The sequence below is a fragment of the Chromohalobacter canadensis genome, from assembly GCF_034479555.1.
Taxonomy (GTDB): domain Bacteria; phylum Pseudomonadota; class Gammaproteobacteria; order Pseudomonadales; family Halomonadaceae; genus Chromohalobacter; species Chromohalobacter canadensis.
Genome location: NZ_CP140151.1, coordinates 3,441,762 through 3,459,058, shown reverse-complemented (window position 1 = coordinate 3,459,058; position 17,297 = coordinate 3,441,762). Strand labels below are relative to the sequence as shown.

Below are 17,297 nucleotides of genomic sequence, written 5' to 3'. Positions count from 1 at the left end.
AGGACAAACCGTCACGAGGCCGCCCGGTTGGCACGTGCGGTGTCGATGAGGTAGATCTTCGGCAAGGCATTGGCCACGCCGCCGGGCTTGCCGAGGCTGTCGCGTCGCACCACACTTTTGCTTGGGTAACCTTCGGGATTGCTCGACTGCCAGCGCCAGGTATCGGCGATCATGTCGGTTAGGCCCCGCTGAGCTTTCCAGCCCAACTCATGCGCGGCCAGCGAGGCATCCGCCCAGCATTCGGCGATGTCCCCGTCGCGGCGCGGCACGATGCGATACGCCACGTCGCGCTGCGAGATCATCTCGAAAGCCCGCACCATCTCGAGCACGGAATACCCCTGACCGGTGCCCAGGTTCCAAACATTAACCCCCGGACGATCCGCCAGCACGCGCATCGCCGCCAGATGCCCCTCGACCAGATCCATGACATGGATATAGTCGCGCACGCCGGTACCGTCGGGCGTCGGATAGTCGTCGCCGAAGATCGACAACGCCGGCAGACGCCCGATCGCCACCTGGGAGATAAACGGCAGCAGGTTATTGGGCTTACCCGACGGGTCCTCGCCGATGAGCCCGCTGGGATGCGCCCCCACGGGATTGAAGTAGCGCAGCAGTGCTATCGACCAGCGTGGATCGGCCCGCGCCAACTTGCGCAACACCTCCTCAACCATCAGCTTGGAATGCCCGTAGGCATTGGTCGGCTGACCGGTGGGCGCGCTCTCGCTCAACGGCATGTGCGTAGCATCGCCGTACACCGTCGCCGAGGAACTGAACACCAAACGGTAAACTCCCGCCGCCATCATGGCCTGGCACAGCGTGATGGTGCCCGCCACATTATTCTCGAAATACGCCAACGGCTCGTTGACGCTCTCCCCCACGGATTTGAGTCCGGCAAAGTGCAACACATCGCTGATCTCGAAATCCGCAAAAACGTAATCCAACAGCGAGCGATCGCGGATGTCGCCCTCGATGAAGGTCACTTCTTTGCCGGTCAATTGTGAGACGCGCTCCAGCGACTCACGCGAGGCATTGCAGAGGTTGTCGATCACGACCACGTCGTGGCCGACCTCCATGAGTCGCAGCACCATATGCGAGCCGATGTAGCCGGCGCCGCCCGTCACTAATATCGCCATCATGCCTCCATTTTCATGTGTTGGTGATTCATCAGATCGGCCTCGAGACAGGCCAGATATCCCGCCACGACGATGTCCTGCGAGAATTCCTTTTCGGCGCGTCGACGTGCCGCCACACCTACGCGGGAAAGTGCCCAAGGCGTCATTACCAGGCACGCACGCATGCGCGCCGCCAGCGACTCGACGTCCTTGACGCGACACAGCCAACCGGTTTCACCGTCAGTCACGGCATGGCGACACCCCGGCACGTCGGTGGCGATGGTCGGCCGCCCCATCGCACCCGCCTCCAATACGGTGGTCGGCAAGCCCTCGCGGTAGGACGGCAGCACCAGTACATGAGACTGGGCGAGCCAGGGCCGCACATCGTCCTGGGCACCGACGTATTCAACGACCCCCCGCTCGCGCCAAGCCTCGATCTCCTCGTCGTCGATCGCCGTGCGATTGCTGACGCCCTTGGGCCCAACGATCAAAAAACGCGTCTCGGGATTTTCCAAACGCACTTGCTCGGCCGCCGCGGTGTACTCACGCACGCCCTTGTCGCCCAGCAGTCGCGCGATCAACACAAAGGTGAAGGGCCCTTCCTGAGGCAACGGCGTGAACGCAAAGCGCGTTACATCGACCCCCGCGCCCGGCAGCATTCCCCAGTCGACTTTTTGCAACATGCCTTGGCGCTCGAAGACAGCACGGTCATCGGGGTTCAGGAAGAACACCCGCCTCGCCCCGGCATTGGCGAAGCCGTAAAGCCGTCGCACTTGGCGAAACAAGGGGCTGTCATGCAGGAAGGCCGTCCCAAGTCCGGTGATGGTATTGGCATACGGAATTCTCAGGGCACGGCAAGCCAGGCCCGCATAGAGATTGGCCTTGATCGTAAAGTTGAAAACGAAGGCGGGCCGCAGCTCGCGCAACTGACCGTACAACCAGAACAGACACTTTCCCTCCCGCGTAGGAGAAGTGCTCTTGCCGTCCATGGGCATGCTGTGCAGGGTGACGTCGAATTCATCGAGCAAGCGTTGCGAATAGTCGTCGTCGGGCACCAGACACACCACACGAAAGCCGCGTCTTTCTAGCGCCCTCAAAAACCCCTGGCAGAAGTTGTAGAGAGACCAGGACGTGTTGGAAACCAGCACAATCGTTTTATCGTTCATGGAAACAAATCCTCTGCAGTGGAGAGCGTCTGTGGGGCATCTTGAAAGCCCGTTTTTGAAGACCCGTTCTTGAAGTGAAGACAAAGCCTCCCCGGCCCTCGCGCGAAAGCGCGTTGGCAAGCATTGATCGAGTGTCTTGAAGACGTGCGCCGCGTGTGCGGTTAGGTGCTAGGTCGTCGAGGGGGCTGTCGTGGCCTGTTCGTGACGCATCAAGACGTCGCCCATCGACATCGAGCGCATGCCGTATTCGATGGAAAGCGACTGGAAATAGCCGATGATAGCGGCGAGATCACGCAGGTTGGCATCGGTATCCCCGCCAAAGTTGTGTGGATGCCACCACAGATGGAATATCTCGCCACGCTTGGCGGCACGACGCATGGCGTTCTTGATGCGTCTCAGCCGTAGCGCATCCAACTGCGGCACCCCACGGCGGGGACGCAGAAACATGCTAGCCGGGATATCCAGTGGGTCGCCCTTGAGATCGCGCCACTTGATGCCGTGGTGCCCAGTCAAATCGACGTAGCTATCCAGCAAGCGCAGCGCGCCTCGAAAGGTTGCGTCGCGTTGATGACGCGAGAATCCCGCGCGCTGCGGATTGCCGCGATAACAACGAAAGCCCACCTCACGCATTGGCGCCAGATAGTCCTCGTCGACCTGATTACGCGGCAAGACCAACGAACTCGGGCGATGCCCGACATGCTCAGCGATGGCCATCGCCGCCGCGAGATCGGCCTTGAAGTCTTCCGGCGTCTGGCCTTCTTCATGGCAGTAGTAATGCGAGAAGGTATACGAGGCGATCTCTTGGCCCGGCGTCTGCGCGATCAGATCGACCAGCGAACGGGCGTAATGCAGCGGATCGCTGGCCTCGTCGTCCCCAATCTCCAGCCGATAGTTATCACGCGCCGGATTGGCGTAATGCGGGCGCCGCGTGGGCGAAAAGCGCTTCAGCGTCGCGCGGTCCTCGGCGAACAAATAGCCCACCGTGGCCCAAGTCGCGCGAATATGGCGCTCGCGGAACAGGTCGAGCATCGCCGGCACCGCGCGTCGCGCGCCAAGCAACTGGCGCACATACGGGTGCTCGGGTGTAGTTACGATGTCTGACATCCCCCAGTGCAGCTCGAAGTCCAGGGAAATAACGAAAGCCGGTGGACGCAGCGGCTCGCCCTCGGCACGCGCTAAACGTGTCATCCAGTTAGCATTCATACGTGACCCGCCTGATGCCAAACCGCGCTGAAACCATCAATCATGCGTTGTACGCTAAAGGTATCGACGACGCGTTGCTGCGCGCATTGCTGGCGCACCTGCCAAGCCGCCGAGTCGGCGTGCTCGCCCAGCACCATGGCCAATTGATCCGCCAGCACCCGCGAATCACTGGGCGGCACGATCCAACCGGTATCGCCGACGATAAAGGCAGCATCGCCAACATCGGTGGAGACGCACGGCGTACCGCATGCCATCGCCTCAGCCAATACATTGGGAAACGCCTCACCAAAGCTGGACGACAGTACGTGAACGTCAAGGGCATTCATTACCGCCGGAATGTCGCTGCGACGCCCCATCAGCAGCACCCGATCGCGTACCCCATGCTTCTCCAGCAGTTGAAGAAGCTCGGTGTTGTCAGTATCCAGCCCGGTGCCGATCAGCGCACAGCGAAAGTCCCAACCCAGCCCTTTGAGCTGAGCCAAGGCAGCGATCAGATTGGCGTGGTCCTTTTGCGGATCAAAGCGCGCGACCATGCCGAATAACGGCATATCGCCTTCGACCTCCCACTCCGCACGCAACCGGGCCCGTGCCTCGGTATCAGGGGATAGCAGTGACAGATTGTAGCCATTGGGCACGACTACGAATTTCGTAGCCGCATAACGCAGTTGACGATGAACCTCCACCGCATTTTGTGAACAACTCACAATACTATGCGGCACCACGCTCGACAGAGAGCCACAGGCCTTGGCGACCCAGATCGTACTGCGCCTGGACACGCCGGGCACCAAGTTACTGTTGCGAATGCCCCAGCAGACCGCCTTGACCCCGGCCAGACGCGCCATCACGCCGCCGACCAAGTCGGCGTGATACATCCAAGTTTGCACCACATCCGGCCGGAACGCGTGAATGGCCCGCCACAGTCGCCACAGGCCGGAGATCGTCACGCGGCCGCTCGGCATGTACAAATACACGACCTCGATACCCGCCGCGTCGAAGCGCGGGCCGTATTGGCCAGCGTCCATCAAGCACACCACAAGGTGCACGTTACAGCGATCATTATAACAAAGCCGATAAAGCGAGCTCTCGGCCCCCCCCTCGTCCAGGCCCGTGATGACATGCAGAACATTCAGCGGTTTGGCTAACATAAGCTATTGCATCCTTGAATCGACGTAATCGTCATACGTTGTGCGGCGCACGATCATCCACCGAAGGCAAACCCCAGGCGCTTACGACTTCTTTTGAGCAACACCACGGCCGCCAGCGACGATGCCAGTGCCAATAACGCCAGCATGTTGCCGGGCCGATACGAGAGTGCCTCGAAAAGCGAGATGAAAAGCGGATGAATGAAGTACAGCGCCGTCGCGTAATACGCCAGGGACGTGCTGTCGCCAGGTACCTGCATCGACGAGACCCAAAGGAAAAGCCCGGGGCAAAAGATCAGCAGACTCAGATACATATCGAAATGTGGCAGCCCTTCGAGACTGACATAATTGAGATAGGATTCCCCCAGTAACAGGAGCGCGCCCGCCAGGCTCCAAATCGCGTAATAACGGCGATTTAGCTGGCGCGCCCCTTCCCCAGATCGCAGCAAATATCCGATACAGAAGAAAGGGAAGCCGAAAAATAAGAAGTTGCGATAGGACCAGGCTTCATGGAACAGCTTGTCCAGCACGCTGCCGGCAAACAGATGGTAATTACCGGCATACATGAAGAAAACGCCCATGCCATAGAGCATCAACGCCAATACAAGCAGGAATTTAACGGAGCGATTGCGCAGCATGTACAGTAAAATGGCAGCCCCGATCAGTGCCGAGAGAAACCACAGGTGGTGATAGCCCATGACCGCCACGCGCAAAAGCTTGAGAATTTCATAAGGTGTCGTTGACGGAATATCCCACCAGAAATAAACATACACCAGCATCCAGAAGGCATACATCACCACGACCTTCTTGAGCCAGATAACGAGCGATCTCGAGCGAATCACGCTGATGAAAAAATATCCGCTTACGATCATAAAAATGGGCACCACGATACGAAACAACCCCTCCACGGTCAGTTGATAGCCCAATTCGCTATATCCCCACAACACCCCAGCATGTGAAATCACCACGATAACAGCCAATATCAGCTTAAGAATATCCAATGGAATATTACGCTGCATCTCACCTCCCCCTGATATATAAATCCTGACGCAGGATCATTATTATAAATAACGTTATATCGCGCTTTCGATCCCCCAACCATAGCCTGGAAGCCCTAAAAGTGGATACCACTGCATGCAGAAATAAAAGGCGTACAGCGTATACGCCGCGTAGCGTCGCCAATCGGTCAACCCCAGCGAAGCTAGCAACACCACCAGCATGCCGCTTTCGAAAACACGCGCCGTCACGGGCAGTAAAAAGTAAGTCGATAAATAAAAAATAAGAATGGAAACTGCAAAGAAATTGTTTTTGAGAAAGGCTTTGCCTTCCATAAATAAAACTACGGTAAACACGATCCAGAACAAGAAAGCCAATCCCGTACCGCCCGCGCCCATTCCGCTGTACATGGCATTTCCGCCTTGTCGTGCTCCAAGTGCGTCGGCCAGCCAAATCCCCATCACCCCCAGCACGACGCCCACTCCCAAGGTGTAAACCACGCGCCACACGATGGAGACCGAGAACGTCGAAAACGCGATATTGAGCAGGAACAAAGCATTAATGAAGAAAAATGATGCATGTACAAGAGGTGCCAAGCCGATAAATAATATCCGCAGAGGCAGATAACGACACCACCACCCTAGAAAGAAAAATGTAATACCTAACCCTTGACGCAAGTGTATAATGTTATTTTTAAGAACCTGAGGCATAAGAATAAACAGAACCAATACAAAAGCATATTTTGGATAACTTCTCAAAACCAAAAATGAAACCAAAAAAGATGAAAAGAAAATAACAACCCGCAGCGTATCTTCAGGTGTAAAATGCTCAGACAACCAAATATTAAAAAGCAACCATAACGGCTCGTTAGTAAGCATCTCACTGAAGCCATTGGCGGCATACATCGCGAACACTTCTTTGGAATACTTGGCATAGACAAGGTAATTCGCCCGGTCGATATAGCCATCGATATCCAACCCCATCAAAAACCAGGCATAAATACCCGCCAGGGCCAGACACATGGCCTTGTAACCAAACGAGCCTTGAGTAGGTATCAGTAGTTTCATCACTCGTCTCACTAGCGTCGCGCTCAGCGCTTGATGTCAGATGGGCTGGCGTTGCACAACTTGTAAATAGGCGCTTAAGGCCTGGTCCAGGCCGAAACTCCGCGCGCGGTGGCACACGTCGGGATGCGTCTCGTCATTGAGCGTCTCGGATATAGCCCGCACCAATGCCGGGGCATCGCCCACCGGTACCAACCGCCCCCATGCACCGTTTTCGAGAACTTCCGCTGGCCCGCTAGGGCAATCGGTACTCACCACCGGCGTGCCGCAGGCCATAGCCTCGGCGAGTACATTGCCGAAGCCCTCCCAGGCCGACGACAGCACGAACAGCGAGGCCTGGCGCATCCAGGCATAGGGATTGTCGACGAAGCCCAGAAAAGCGACGTCTTCCGCCACCCCCAATCGCGCTACCATGGCCTCCAGTGTGTCGCGTAACTCGCCCTCGCCGAGAATTACCAAGCGCGCGTCGCGGTGGGCACGCAAGGCGGCGAAGGCCTTGAGCAAGGTAGGATAATCCTTCTGCGCGGTTAGCCGCCCCACGGCAAGAATCACCGGCGGCTGGCCGGGCGCGAGCCACGGATGCGCCAACGGTAAGACACTCAACTCGCGTAGTCGCTCGGTCACTGCGGGGTTGTAGACGACATCGATTCGCTCTCGCGGCAACGCCAGGGTCTGCGCCAAATCATCGGCTACCCCATTAGAGACTGCGATGATCGCGTCCGCAGCGGGATAACTCAGACGCATCAACCACGGCAATCCTCGCTTGAAACGACCACTCGACATGGCACTCGACAAGTTATTGCGCTCCGAGACCACTAGCCGGGTCTTGGTCCGCGCCAATGTGCGTGCCCACAAGGCGATGATGTTGGCGTAGTTGAGGGCCGAGAGTAAGGCTTCCGGACGCTCACGGCGCAAATAGCGTACCAGCGCCGGTAGGCTGAACAGCACTCGAGAGGCGCCGAGCTCCACCAGGCGCACATCCGGCGAGACATCTTCCAGATACGCCCCCTTGGCCGCTACCACGACAAGGTCTACCGACACGCCACGTGCGGCGAACCCATTGGCGAGTGTCACCATCACTCGCTCCGCGCCCCCCCCCACCAACGAAGGCAAAAACACTGCAATGCGTTTGTCGTCATCTTTCATTTTACAGTCCGTCGCTTGGCGAACATCAGCTCTCGTACATTCGCTACGTTCATCGAAAATGCGCTAACGGTATAAACCGCCGCCCCCAACAGCACTTGCTCAACCAGGGCCCATGTTCCGCTTGCCTCGCGCAGTGGCCACAGGCACGCCACCATAATGGCGCCGCACAGCAGTACCTTGAGGTTGTCACGCGTGACCAGGGAGACCGCAAACAACCGCCGCCCCAACAACACACTCAGCGCAAGTGCCACGCCATACGCGATCACCGTGGCGTAGGCCGCCCCCATCAAACCAAACGCCGGGATCAGCAACAGATTGAGCACCACATTGATCAAGGCCGCGCCACCGTTGATCCACACCTGATAGAGCGTCTTTTCGCTCAACTGAAACGCCAGATCGAAATGGAAGGCTCGGATGCAGGACATGAAGACCCCCAAGGCGACCCACGGCACTAGCTGCGTGGCCCCCTCGTGGAACGCCCCTCCCAGCATTAAGGCGACGATCTGCGGCGCCAGCACGATAAAGCCCAGCGTCACCGGTATCCCGATCAACAGCAGCAAGCCCCCATTGCGGTCGAGCTGCTCGCGGGCCGCCTCGCGTCCGCGCTGCTCGAGCGCGCGCACCACCAACGGATACCCCGCCAGGTTCACGGTCATCAGCAGCAGATCGATGACGTGCGCGACCAGGTCGTAGCCGGCGGTGTAGATACCCACCGCTTCGTTGTTCAACAACGCCGCCAACAAAAAGCGGTCGGAACTCGAGACCACGAATCCCAGGGCGAAGGTCGCGGTCAACGGCAGCCCATAGCTCAGCAAGGGTTTGAGGTCCGGCAATAGCGCCAGCGACGGCCGTGCCCCGCGCCACAAGGATGCTCCCAGCGCCACCACGGCAGCGAGCATACCCACCAGCATCGCCAGCAAGGGCCCGAATGCACCGAAGCCCCAGGTGATCAACAACACCCCCAGCCCCAATGCAATGACTGCTTTCACCCCCGCCATCAAGCCGTAACGCAACGGGTTGAGCTGGCTGCGCATCAACTCGAGGCTCAGCTCGAAGCCGGCCTGAACCCACACCAGCGGCACCGCGATCAACACCAGCGAGCGTACCGCCGTATCGTTCACCGCCAGCAGCACTCCCACGCCCACCACGCCGGTGGTCAACGCCACGCTGGTATATGCCAGTAATAGCGTGCTCAACAAGCGCCGTGGGTCGTCCAGGTTCGCCGGGAAGAACCGCAGCAACGAGAGCCGGATCCACTGGAAACACACCACATTGACCAACCCCACCCACACCACGACCAGGGCATAAATCCCGTAGTCGCTGGGCGAGAGCAGCCGGGTGTAGATCGCGATTGCCAGGAAATTCAGCAAGCCCGGCACACCCCGCGCCAAGCCGTAATAAGCGGTATATCGAATCAGCAAGGTTTACTCCTCGAACACGTCCCGCGTACGTCATGGCGCCACTGGATTGGTTAGCGGTGTGCATGGTGATGGTCAGCCGCACGAACGTTAGTGATACGCATGGGATTGATATACATGTCATATATTAGTATTAGCTATATGAATAATTATAATAGCCATAGGTGTACGCCGTGGCCGCTTTGCGCTCGAGCCCATTAAGTATCGAGCCCTTGACGCGTACCCCGCCGGTATCCAGGCGCCGCATTGCCAGCTCGACTTCCTTGGGCGGATTGAGCTGGAAGCGCGCCACCATCAACGTCGTGCCCACGCGCTTGCCAATCACCGTGGCATCAGTTACCGCCAGCACCGGCGGCGAATCGACGATTACCAGGTCATAGCGCTCGCTGGCCTTGGCCAAGAGCTCGGTGAAGCGCGACGAGGCTAGCAACTCCGAAGCATTCGGCGGCACCACCCCGCGCGCCAGGTACTCAAGGCCCTCGATGCTCTCCACCGGGCGCGCCATTTCCTCCAGTGAATGGCGACCAGAGAGGATCTCGCTCAAGCCATCCTCGGAGGGGCCCTTGAAGATCTTGTGCATCTGGCCCTTGCGCATGTCGCCGTCGATCACCAGGACACGCTGGCCGTTCTGGGCACACACCGCAGCCAGGTTGGCGGTGATGAAGCTCTTACCCACCCCCGGGCTAGGGCCAGAGATCATCAAGCGGTTGTCGGTGCTATCCAGCATCGCGAAGTGCAGACTGGTGCGCAGGCTGCGCATTGCCTCGATGGAGACATCCAACGGGCGATGCCAGGCCAGCAGCCCCGCCGGCACGCTCTGCAAGTGCCCACCCCGGCGAATGCGACGGCTGAGCCGGCCCTGGTCGTCCGACTTGGGCACGATGGCATAGACCGGCAGGCCCAGTTGCTCGAGCTGATCGGGGCTTTCCAAGCCACGATTGAACATTGCTCGCAGCATCACCAACGCCACCGCAAGCGCCGCACCTAGCAAGGTAGCAAGCACAATATTCATCATCTTGTTGGGCGCCACCGGCAGTGGAAACGGCTCCGCTTCATCCAGCACCCGCACATTACCCACGGTGCTGGCCTCCGCGATCTGCATTTCCTGCACCTTGTTGCGCAACTGCACATAGATTTCTTGATTGACGGAAACATCGCGCTGCATGCGCAGCACTTCTTGCTGGGTTTCCGGCATTCCGTCGATACGATCCTCAAGCGCACTCAGCTCTTTATTAAGCTGCGCCTTTTTTTCCAGCAACGCCGCATAGGTCGGATGGCTAGGCGTAAAGCGTCGCGAGATTTCAGCTTCGGAGAATTCGAGTTCGTTGAGCTGGCTTTCCAAGTTGACCACGCGATCGAGGATCGATTGAGTCTCCATGGAAAGATCCACGCTGTCGTGTTCGGTACGATAGGCGTTGAGCTGTTGCTCGGCACTGGCAAGTTCACCGCGTACCTCGGGCACCTGCTGGCTCAAGAACTCCAGGCTCTTGCGCGCCTCTTCCGACTGACGCTGGATATTCTGCGTGACGTAGATATCACCGATGGTGGACAATATTCGCTCGGCCACTGCCGGCGACGGGTCGGTCAGGGTCCAGGCCAGAATGCCCGTGCCATTGCCCCGCTCAGCGATGCCGAAGTTATCGCGTAGTTGATCGACGGCCACCACGCGCTGTGCATGGGTTAGATTGAAGGTCGCGCCCGGCGCCGCCGCGATCGACTCGACCTCCACGCCCACCGCACCGCCGAGAAAGCTCGCCTCCTCGCCGACGACGCCCTCGCCCAGACGCTCGCCACGGTAGTGCAAGGCATAACGAGTCTCGTCGAGTACTTTGAGGGTGAAGGTCTGTCCCAAGTAATCGTCAGCCACCGGCATACCAGCGACCTGAATACGATCATCGCCCCAGGCATACCCCCAGTCCTGGGCGAACTCAGGAGCAGCAATACCTTGGCGTTGCAGAAAGCCGCCGATGACTGGCACGTGCACCGGTTCGATGCGCAGATCAAGATTGAGCAGATCCACCGCACGGCCGAGCACCATGCGAGATTGCATGATCTCCATTTCCGAACGCGACGGCGGCACTTGCGAAAGCATCGACGTCGACGCATCCGCCAATGGGTTATTGGGACTCTTGGTTTCCACCTGGACCAGCGACCTGGCCTGAAAGATCGGCGTCGTGAGGAAGGCATACGCCGCCCCCAAAAACGCGAACAGTACAATCAGGCTGATCACCAAGCCCTTGGCGTCGAACAAGAGGCCTAAAATGCGCCCCAGCTCCATGTCATTGCCATTGCCATTGTCGGTTTTATTGGTTTGTGGGGCAGGTACATTGAGATTCATAGAATTCCCACTCCATGAGAATGTGGGTATCGAGGGCCGCCGCCAGCCTTCTTCAATGGGTGCTAGCGACGGCCTCATAACAATGACGTCTTAGAAGTCGTCGTTGAGGTCCTTGATGTTACGTGTGGCCTGCGACAGCTCGTAGATCGCCGTCACACTGGGCAAGATCTGGCTGATGACGCGGTTCCAACGCGCGATTGGCGCGGCGGTGACATACACCACATCGGTGGGCTGCAGGATGAATTCCGACCCCAGTGCAAAGGATATCGCGCTCTCGGCGTTGAGCTGGTAAACAGTCGCGTAGGTTTCGCTGTCGACATCCTGATTGCGGCGAATCACGAAGATGCCGGAGGCGTCAGCGCTGTTCTCGTTGATGCCCCCGGCCTGTGACAAGGCATTGGTCAGCGAGAAGCGCGCATTCGGCATCGACACGGCGGTCGGTGCATTGACCTCGCCCATCACGTAGACCTGCTTATTGCCGACAACCGGCACATGCAACACGTCGCCATCCTGTAGCAACAGGTTCTGATCAAGATCACCATTGACCAGCATGTCGTACACCGACAAGTGCCGCTCGACGCCATCGCGGGTCAGCACGACGTCATGCCAGTCGCCGCCCTGCGTCAGACCACCGACGCTGCTGAGCGCATCCAGCACTGTAAGCGGCACATTGGTGATCGGCTCCGCTCCCGGACGCTCGACCTGGCCGGTGACATAGGCCTTCTGCGCGTTGAAGGCAGCGACTTTCACGTCCACCTGAGGCTGCGCGATATAGCCTTCGAGGCGACGTTGAATCTCCCCACGAACATCGCGCACAGTGCGCCCCGCGACCTCCACCGTGCCGATGTAGGGATAGAAGATGGTGCCATCCGAATGCACCACGTTGCCCGACTCTTCCGCGCTCCGTTCACTCCCGGCGGGAATCGTCAACTCAGGGTGGTCATACACCACGACGCTAAGCACATCACCGCGCCCGATTATGTAGTCGTAACCGATCTCGAATTCGGGCACCGCATTCTCAGCGTAATCAAACAACGAGTCGCGCAAATCGTCTTCCGTCGCCGCCATCGTCTTGATGAGACTCGGAGTAATGGCCTTGACCTCGATGTTGTCGGAAATGTCCTCTCCCTGCGAATCAGCTTCATAATCGATATTGCTGCCGGGCGCGAACGCACAGCCCGATAGCGCCACCATAAAAGAAAGCCCCAGCAGCGGCTTTCTCCATCCCGAACGAGAATCGTTGCGGCGTAACGTCATGCCGTTTCCCTCACTCATGTGATCAGATAATTGTTTTGGCCACGCTACCGCCCTGGAGCAACACCGAATCTCCTGGGCCATAACCGTTAACTGTCAAAACGCTTCATCGCTGTGCACTTAATGCATACTTAAAAGCGCACGCTGATAGAAACTCACGCAACTACAGGTACTTCTCAGTAAGTGATTGCGCGTTCCCTGAACTTCATTCTATGCACTATGTAACGTTTCATAGTCTGAATTTACACAATGCTTACATTGGTTTTTACTCGTCGCTCAGCCCCATTTTTTACTTACTAATCTCATCTTGCTGAGCATGAGGAATCTCATATCCTGTATTTCGTATCGAGCGGGCTTCTCAAGGTCGGGAGAAATTTGGCCCCGAGTAATTGGCAACATATGAGTATTCGAAAATACAAAAAACGCCCCCATCGGAAACGGAGGCAGTATCTAACTAACAAACATGCCAGGTCGTGAAATCAGCGCGAACCGACGCCGGTGCTGACTGTTCTCAACGTCCGAAACAGAATCAGCAAGTCGAGCCACAGCGAGAAATGTTTGATGTAATAAAGGTCGTACTGCAGCTTAACGACCATTTCATCGATTTCCGCCGCATAGCCCTGCTCGACCTGGGCCCAGCCCGAGATTCCCGGTTTGACGGCGCGCCGATAACTAAAGAACGGGACGTCTTTTTCATACCCCTGCGATAGATCCACAAGTTCGGGGCGTGGACCAATAAAGCTCATGTCCCCCTTGAGCACATTGAAGAGCTGCGGCAGCTCATCCAGACGATACTTGCGGATGACTTTGCCCACGGGGGTGATACGCGGATCGCCTTTGGAGGAAACGCCCTCGCCCTCACGGTCGCAGTACATGCTGCGGAACTTGTAGATGCGAAACGGCACGTCGCGATGCCCCAGGCGCCATTGCACGAAGAGCACCGGGCCCGGGCTGTCACGACGTACGGCCCAGGCCGTGGCCAGCATGATCGGCGCCAGTAGCGGCAACAGCAGCAAGGCACCGCATATATCCAGCCCACGCTTGCAGATGCTATAGAGCGGTGAGGGCAGCAACGAGGTGAGCTCCGTATCCGCCAAGTGTTCTAACTTGACGCGTCCGGTACGCGATTCATCGAGCTGCTTGAGTTGATAAACCGGGATCCCATGCAGCATGCACTGAGTCAAAAAACGCATCCACTCACTGTTGAGTGCGTCGCTGTGCAGATCGGCGACGATACCGTCGATACGCTGTGATCCTAGGCGCGGCACTTCGAGGCGGTGCATATCCCCTCCATCGGCCTGACCGAGGTGGCGCGCCTCACCCAACGGCACCACGGCAAAACGTGGACGCCGAAACCGCTGCACCGCAGCGTAGCCGATGAAGAACCACAACAGGCTCGCAACGTAGCCGCCCAACAACACGCTTTCGTCAAAACGTTCCGCGCCAAGCAAGAATGCCCAAACCGCCACGAAAACCGCACTGACCAGCGGTACGACATACACAGATGCCTGTGTACCGGGGAAACGCGCCATCCGGTGCAAAACGAACAGAGTGATCAGAAATGCCGCGCCCACCGCCCATAACGTGGTGGTAAGTCCCGGCGCCAGGTCGCGCCAAAAACCCTCACCATGCACCATCAACGGCGGCACCATCACGACCGCCGGCAACCCCACGATGAAGTGGAATGGCATGCCCATCAGGCACTGCTCGTACCAGCGCGAATGACGGCGCTCGTAACGTGTATCGAACGCTTTGACACTAGATACTAACGACTCGCTGCCTCCCCACGCCGAACGATCCAACTTATCGAGCACTTTATGCTTATTGAACATGATTGACGCCACCTTATTCAGTGTCCCGTGTCGCCCGTCAAAGGACGCCTAAAACTCGGGTATTCGCCAAACAAGCTACAAAGTTTCTATTTTCGTATCCAGACGGTTTTAGTAGTTACAACGCTCTATATTTTTCATTAAAAAACACGCCAAACAATACGTAAAAACCCAGTCGTATATTCTCGGTACGTCATCTCATCAAACAGCATCAGGCCATCTAGCCCTAACAACCTAAACTCGACCATCTCGACCATAAAGAAAGAACATTAATCATAAAGACGATAAATTTAAAACCTCACAATGATGAATTTCATCTTTTTACCTACTTAATGTCATCTACGATGGCCAAATATGACGGGAGTAAGTAAATGGATACTTCGAAAAGACGCCTCTTGGCTCGCCTGCTTCAAGGCGGTGCCGTTTTGACTGCCGCCGGTCTATTGCCCACTCATGCAGTAGGCATGGAAAAAAATGCGGCAAGCATGGAAAAGAAAGAAAGGAAGGGACATACCACACAGGCAGGAAGGGTGGGCACGCGACATGTGGCCTCCATCAAAGAGATGCAAGCGCTGGATGTGGCCCAACTACGGGATGGAGAACATATTACGGTAGCGGGTTATTACCGCGGAGAGGCGCTTGGCGGCGGCACCTTCATCTGGTACGCCCATGAGCAGCGAGCATCAGACGGCGGTACCTGTTTTTGTGCCCATGGCCAGGCCAATGGGCGCTTTCTGCGGCGCCTCGACGACACGCTTACGCCCGGTATGTTCGGCGCGCGAGGGGATGGTAGTGACCAATACGTCGCCTTGAAGCAGCTTGCCGACGCCGCGAGCGCCCAACAGCGCGATGTCATCTTTCCTGAGGGCGATTACGCCTCATCGGGTACCGGGTTACGTTTCAAGGGTATTCACGTTACCGGTGCAGGAGTCGAGCGGACCATCATTCGTTATACCGGTGACGCCCGGGGTACGCTGGTCGAAATCCACGACGGCGCCACCCTCTCTGGCATGACTCTGGATGGCAACGTCAGTGACGACCCCGATCACTGGAGCGCCTCCAACTACGATACCTTCACCGGTGGCCTACCTCTAGACCTTACTGGTCACAACGTCACCGCTCACGACGTCGTCTGCCGTCGCTCTCCACTCGCCTGCCTCCGTGTTGGGGCACGGAACTTCGTGCTTCGCGATGTCGTCGCCGAACATTCGCGCGGCAACTTCGGTGACGGCATCTTCATCGCCGACGCAAGCGATGGCCTCGTCGAACGCTGCCAAGCACGTGACTTCACGCGCATCGGCTTCGTCTCCGACACCTATGGCAGTAGCCCGGAACACATACTCAGCGAGCGCATCGACTTCATCGACTGCCTCGCCGAAAAAGGTCATCACGCCAGCGTCGATTACGGTGGCATCGAATTCAACGCCGGTTACTGGGCCGAAAATAGCGACGCGGTACGGTTCATCAATTGTCGCTCACGCGATACGACGCATTATGGCTTCGTGGCCACCACCGGACGCGTCCCGTCGCTGGGTGTTGGACATTTTACGTTGCGTGGCTGCATCGCCGAGACCACCAACATCGGCTTTTACCTCAAAGACCTACATGGCACGCCCGTGCGTCACATTGTCGACGACTGCCTGTCACGCGACGTCGACAGGGGGCTTTGTATCGAGATGGATCTCGCAGCCAGCCATCTCACTGGCCAGCGCTTCACCACGGTACTACGCGGTTCCCAACGCAGTGGCAGCTCTCTATTGCTCACAGGCGATGGACATATCGATATCCGCCATTTCGACGAAACCTGGCAAGTATTCAACGACCGACGCCATGACAGCATGCGCGCCAGTTACGCCTCCATCGTCTCGGCGAGCGGCTTCAAGGGCCACTTGCAGCTTGCTCATTTCACCAGCCGGCACGCCGACTCCCCCGAATCGGCCGCCCCCGTAGGTTTCAAGCTCCTCGGTCAATCGCACCTGCGCGACTTCACGCTGAGCGCCACGCGGGCGCGGCTCTTTCACGTACCGGCCGAGCGCATCAGTTTGCATGACTGCGAGATATCCGCCGGCTGGGTCAAAGCCTTCGAAGCGCTCGATGTAGACGCCTGCCGGCTCGGCGACGGTGTGCCACGCTTCGATATCTTCGACACCACGCAGCATCACCGTTACCGCCACTGCCAGTTCGACTTCACTCCCGGCGGCGGGCATCTCTACCTGCACAACAGCGACAAACGCAATTCACGGCATGTGGTGCGCTTCGAGCGGTGCCGTTTCAAGAAAGACCTCGCCCAGCACGGCTCCATGATCACCCTCGATGCCGCGCCCGGTGTCTTCATGGCCGATGAAAGCAACTATCTGACCTTCCGCGACTGCACCTTCGAAAACACCGGCCAGGCCACCGATATCCCCGCGATACGCACTCTCCAGCGCCCACCGCAAGCCTCACTGACCGGGTACGGCAACCGCAAAAACGACGCCATTGGCACCCTTACCGCCTTCGAACTCGACGACGACCTCATGGCCGACGGCTAACGCAGCGACAACCCCGCTCCGGAAACGCAAACGGCCCCAAAAGGGGCCGCTTTGCACGATCTATTAATTAGAACGCTTTTCTTCTTTTATTCGAACAC

12 protein-coding genes are annotated in these 17,297 nt (G+C 57.9%); 1 reads left to right on the top strand and 11 read right to left on the bottom strand.

The window, feature by feature from the left end; translation table 11 throughout:
- Positions 1-11: 11 nt before the first annotated feature.
- The 11 genes from galE to SR908_RS16040 all read right to left on the bottom strand — a co-directional run bounded on the left by galE (position 12) and on the right by SR908_RS16040 (position 14,671).
- Entirely contained in the window at positions 12-1,133 is a 1,122-nt protein-coding gene (gene galE / locus SR908_RS16090; protein ID WP_246923660.1) for a UDP-glucose 4-epimerase GalE, read from the bottom strand.
- The gene (locus SR908_RS16085) at positions 1,133-2,278 is read right to left on the bottom strand and encodes a glycosyltransferase family 4 protein (protein WP_246923421.1); all 1,146 of its coding nucleotides are present in this window, start codon (positions 2,276-2,278) and stop codon (positions 1,133-1,135) included. The genes galE and SR908_RS16085 overlap by 1 nt, the downstream gene beginning before the upstream one ends.
- Before the next feature lie 168 nt (positions 2,279-2,446).
- A complete protein-coding gene (locus SR908_RS16080; RefSeq protein WP_246923418.1) occupies positions 2,447-3,481 on the bottom strand; it encodes a polysaccharide deacetylase family protein in 1,035 nt (344 codons plus the stop codon).
- Positions 3,478-4,626, bottom strand: coding sequence for a glycosyltransferase (locus tag SR908_RS16075; protein WP_246923414.1), 1,149 nt, complete (start codon positions 4,624-4,626; stop codon positions 3,478-3,480). Before SR908_RS16075 ends, SR908_RS16080 begins: the two co-directional genes overlap by 4 nt.
- Positions 4,627-4,679: 53 nt before the next feature.
- The gene (locus SR908_RS16070) at positions 4,680-5,642 is read right to left on the bottom strand and encodes an acyltransferase family protein (RefSeq protein ID WP_246923412.1); all 963 of its coding nucleotides are present in this window, start codon (positions 5,640-5,642) and stop codon (positions 4,680-4,682) included.
- Between the two features lie 54 nt (positions 5,643-5,696).
- On the bottom strand, positions 5,697-6,686 hold the full coding sequence (locus SR908_RS16065; protein ID WP_246923409.1) for a hypothetical protein: 990 nt from the start codon (positions 6,684-6,686) through the stop codon (positions 5,697-5,699).
- A gap of 36 nt (positions 6,687-6,722) precedes the next feature.
- On the bottom strand, positions 6,723-7,829 hold the full coding sequence (locus SR908_RS16060; protein ID WP_246923407.1) for a glycosyltransferase: 1,107 nt from the start codon (positions 7,827-7,829) through the stop codon (positions 6,723-6,725).
- On the bottom strand, positions 7,826-9,250 hold the full coding sequence (locus SR908_RS16055) for an oligosaccharide flippase family protein (RefSeq protein ID WP_246923404.1): 1,425 nt from the start codon (positions 9,248-9,250) through the stop codon (positions 7,826-7,828). Before SR908_RS16055 ends, SR908_RS16060 begins: the two co-directional genes overlap by 4 nt.
- A 130-nt stretch (positions 9,251-9,380) precedes the next feature.
- Positions 9,381-11,585, bottom strand: a complete 2,205-nt coding sequence (locus tag SR908_RS16050; RefSeq protein ID WP_246923400.1) for a polysaccharide biosynthesis tyrosine autokinase — start codon at positions 11,583-11,585, stop codon at positions 9,381-9,383.
- A 90-nt stretch (positions 11,586-11,675) separates the two neighbouring features.
- A complete protein-coding gene (locus SR908_RS16045; RefSeq protein ID WP_246923396.1) occupies positions 11,676-12,842 on the bottom strand; it encodes a polysaccharide export protein in 1,167 nt (388 codons plus the stop codon).
- 476 nt (positions 12,843-13,318) lie between these two features.
- Positions 13,319-14,671, bottom strand: coding sequence for an exopolysaccharide biosynthesis polyprenyl glycosylphosphotransferase (locus tag SR908_RS16040; protein ID WP_246923394.1), 1,353 nt, complete (start codon positions 14,669-14,671; stop codon positions 13,319-13,321).
- 542 nt (positions 14,672-15,213) lie between these two features.
- Here SR908_RS16040 and SR908_RS16035 point away from each other — a divergent pair.
- Positions 15,214-17,199 carry a right-handed parallel beta-helix repeat-containing protein gene (locus tag SR908_RS16035; protein WP_246923370.1) on the top strand — a complete coding sequence of 662 codons (1,986 nt, stop codon included), beginning with the start codon at positions 15,214-15,216 and terminating at the stop codon, positions 17,197-17,199.
- The last annotated feature ends 98 nt before the right edge of the window (positions 17,200-17,297 follow it).